Source organism: Xanthomonas sp. SHU 308 (assembly GCF_000364645.1).
GTDB classification, from domain to species: domain Bacteria; phylum Pseudomonadota; class Gammaproteobacteria; order Xanthomonadales; family Xanthomonadaceae; genus Xanthomonas_A; species Xanthomonas_A sontii.
The window spans coordinates 1-3,193 of the sequence record NZ_AQOK01000132.1; the positions used below are offsets into that span (position 1 = coordinate 1).

General features: G+C 70.0%; 3 protein-coding genes. All 3 read right to left on the bottom strand.

All coding sequences use genetic code 11. The features are described from left to right. Positions 1 to 245: 245 nt before the first annotated feature. On the bottom strand, positions 246 to 1,955 hold the full coding sequence (locus tag D588_RS0105840) for a diguanylate cyclase (RefSeq protein ID WP_026143421.1): 1,710 nt from the start codon (positions 1,953 to 1,955) through the stop codon (positions 246 to 248). Positions 1,956 to 2,082: 127 nt separating this feature from the next. Further along, on the bottom strand, positions 2,083 to 2,436 hold the full coding sequence (locus D588_RS0105845; RefSeq protein WP_017908416.1) for a hypothetical protein: 354 nt from the start codon (positions 2,434 to 2,436) through the stop codon (positions 2,083 to 2,085). A gap of 561 nt (positions 2,437 to 2,997) precedes the next feature. Beyond that, positions 2,998 to 3,193 (bottom strand): hypothetical protein (locus D588_RS0105850; RefSeq protein WP_017908415.1); only part of this gene is annotated, 196 nt, incomplete at its 5' end.

Below are 3,193 nucleotides of genomic sequence, written 5' to 3' on the forward strand. Positions count from 1 at the left end.
CTCGAGATTGGCGACCGCGGCGAGCGGTTCGCCTGGGGCGGCATCGCCCGCCGGGCGCGGCTCCGGCGGCAACGCGCCGTTGCCGGGAACGGGCGGCAGGCCATCCTTGCGCGCAGGACCCTGGTCTTTCCAGATGGACATGGGCTGTCGTCTCCAGTCGGGGGAAGCGCGACTATCGCCGCTCTATCGCGTCGGTTTTGTGACGCTTTCTTCAAAACGACGGCCCGACCGCGACCGCCGCCGGTTCAGCCCATGCCGTCCAGCGCCAGGTCGTAGGCCTGCACCTGGTTGCGGCCGCAGCGCTTGGCCCGGTACAGCGCCGCATCGGCCTTGCGCAGCAGGGTGGTGGCGACCACGCCGTCGCGCGCATAGCTGGCCACGCCGATCGACATGGTCACCGCCGGCAGCGCCTTGCCGTCCACGGTCGCGCTCAATTGCTGGGCGGCGCTGCGGATCTGTTCGGCGATGGCCTGCGCCTGTTCCGGCCCGGTCTCCGGCAGGATCACCGTGAACTCCTCACCGCCGTAGCGGCAGGCGATGTCCTCGCCGCGCAGCCGCGTCGACAGCATCTGCCCGACCGCGGCCAGCAGGGCGTCGCCGCCGCCGTGGCCGTGCAGGTCGTTGAACTGCTTGAAGTGGTCCACGTCCAGCATCAGCAGCGACAGCGGCATCTGCCGGCGTCCGCAGCGGGCCAGTTCGTGGTTGAGCGATTCTTCCAGGTAGCGCCGGTTGAACAGGCCGGTGAGCGGGTCGCGGATCGACTGCAGGCGCAGCGACTCGCGCAGACGCAGGTTGCTCAGCGCCAGCGACAGCTGCTCGGCGGCGGCCTCGGCGATGGCGATGCGCGGCAGTGGACCGGTGCCGCGCCCGGCCAGGAACACAAAGCCCAACTGGGTGCCCTGAGCCGACAACGGAATGCAGGCGGTGCTGGCACCGGCCGCGTACGGATCCTCGCGCAGATGCGCGCAGGCCGAGTCGTGGCCCTGCGCATGCACGAAGTGGCTCTTGTCGCGGCGCAAGGCCCAGCAGTCCTGCGGCGCCACGGCCGGCTCGCTGCCGACCGGCGGCTGGCCCCAACTGACGATTTCCTCGGCGCGGTCGCGCGAGGCGCGCAGCAGGTAGACGCTGCCGCCGGTGTCGGGCATCAGCGCGGCGAGCAGGCGTGCGGTCACCGTCAGTGCCTCGGCCGGCTCCACGCAACTCTGCAGCAGGCCGGTATAGCGGCTGAGCGCGTTGAGGTCGGCACTGGTGCGCTCCAGCTCGGTGATGCTGGCTTCCATCTTCTCGTTGGCGACCGAGGCGGCCTGCTCGGCGTTGCTGCGGTTGCGCAGTTCGCGCAGCAGTAGCGCGTACACCACGCCGACGCTGCCCAGGCCGAACGGGATGCCGGCCAGGGCGAGCACCAGCAGCATGTCGGCGCTGCGCTGGTTGGAGGTGTCGCGGCTCTGCAGCAGTTGCAGTTCCACGTCGGTCATCTGCTGCACCTGGTCGCGGATCGCGCTGGAGCTCTGGTACACGCTGGGCGCCATCGCCTGCCGCAGCGCCTGCAGGCCGTCGCGCTGGTACACCGCGAGCATCTCCCGCATCTGCCGCAGGCGCGTGTCCATCGACAGCTGCAGCACCTGGATGTTGGCGATCTGCACGGGATTGTCGGAAACCAGCTTGCGCAGCTGCGCCAACTGCCGCGGCACGCGTTCGGCGCTGTCGTAGTAGAGGCTCAGATAGGCCTGGTTGTCGGTCAACTCGTAGCCGCGCAACGAGGATTCGGTCATCAGCAAGGTGGATTGCACCTCGTCGATGTTGCGCAGCACTTCGTGGGTATGCGCGACGCGTGCGGCGTCGGAGATGGCGCGTTGTGCGCCGTAGAACACGCCGGCGCCGATCAGCACGAAGACCGCGGCGGAGAACAGCAGGGCTAGACGGGTCCTGGCCCGCACACGTTGGAGAATCGGCATCGCAAAAGTCTACTGTGACGCCGCAAACGCCTTGGACCGGCGTCACAAAAGACGCCCTGCCGGCACAGCGCGCGGCACGCGCTGCGCGGCAGAGGCCGCCCCCGCATGAACGGGGACGGCCAATGACTCAATGCTGCTCGCGGTCGCCGTTGTGCGGATCTTCGTTGGCGTTCTCGCGTGCCTTGTCGGCGACTTTCTGCGCCGCATTCGCCGTGGCCTCGCTGGCATCGGCCGCCATCTCCTTGGCTGCGGCCGAGGCATCCTTGACGGCATCGGAGTTGGCCGCACGGTGCGCCGCATCGCGCGCGTCGGCGGCGACCTCGCGCCCGGCCTGCGCGACCTGGCCGGCGGCTTCCTTGGCCGCTTCGCCGGTCTGTTCGGCAGCGACCTTGGCGTCGCGTTGTGCCTGCTGCGATTCGGGACCCTGGCAGCCGGCCAGTGCGAGGGCGCCCAGCAGGGCCACGATCGGGGTCTTGTTCATGCGGCTTCTCCGTCCACGGGTGGGTGACGCGGCGCAGCCTAGGCGGACGCGCATGCAGCCTGCGTCAAGGCGAAGCGGTGGAGCGAGGCAGTGTTCAGGAAGGCGCTGTCGCTGGTGGGGGAGGCGCCGTGGGGTGGGAGCCAGGCACTGCGATGCGCGCGGCTGCCGGCGATGCGGGCCATACGGATGTGCGGCGTCGGCGCGTACGCGCCGCACGTGCATGGCGCGTGGCAGCGGTGCGCATCGCCCGCCGCGGGCGGCGGTGCTGCGCGTCGTGCGGGTCATGCGTCGCGCTTGCATGCGCTACGCGTGGACCACGCAATGGCGCGGACGAATCCTGTGTGTGGGGACGCACGCTTGCGAGGCGACGTCAGCGGCGGACGACGGCGCGGCATTCGCGCGAGGCGAACATGCATGCGTCGTCACCCACGCCGCCCTCCGGGAACACGCTGTGCCGGCACGCTGGTGGCGCCGTTGCCGTGCTGCCCGGCAAACGCTAGGCAAAGAAAAAGCCGCTGGCGGACCAGCGGCTCTTTCAGGACTGCAAAAAGCGAGAAGTGATTACTTCTTGGCTTCCTGAGCAGCGTCCTTCGCCTTTTCGGCGGTGTCTTCCGCAGCCTTGGCGGTGTCGGCAGCCTTGTCGGCAGCGGCATCGGTCGGGGCAGCGGCGGCAGCGGCCGAAGCGTCGGCAGCGGTGTTGGCGGCGGTCGCGGCGGTGTCGGCAGCGGCCTGAGCGGCGTCGGCGGTCGGGGCGCCA

Bases quoted from the DNA above. Each gene is read 5' to 3' on its own strand.
- D588_RS0105840 (WP_026143421.1), bottom strand. From the start codon at position 1,955: ATGCCGATTCTCCAACGTGTGCGGGCCAGGACCCGTCTAGCCCTGCTG.
- D588_RS0105845 (WP_017908416.1), bottom strand. From the start codon at position 2,436: ATGAACAAGACCCCGATCGTGGCCCTGCTGGGCGCCCTCGCACTGGCC.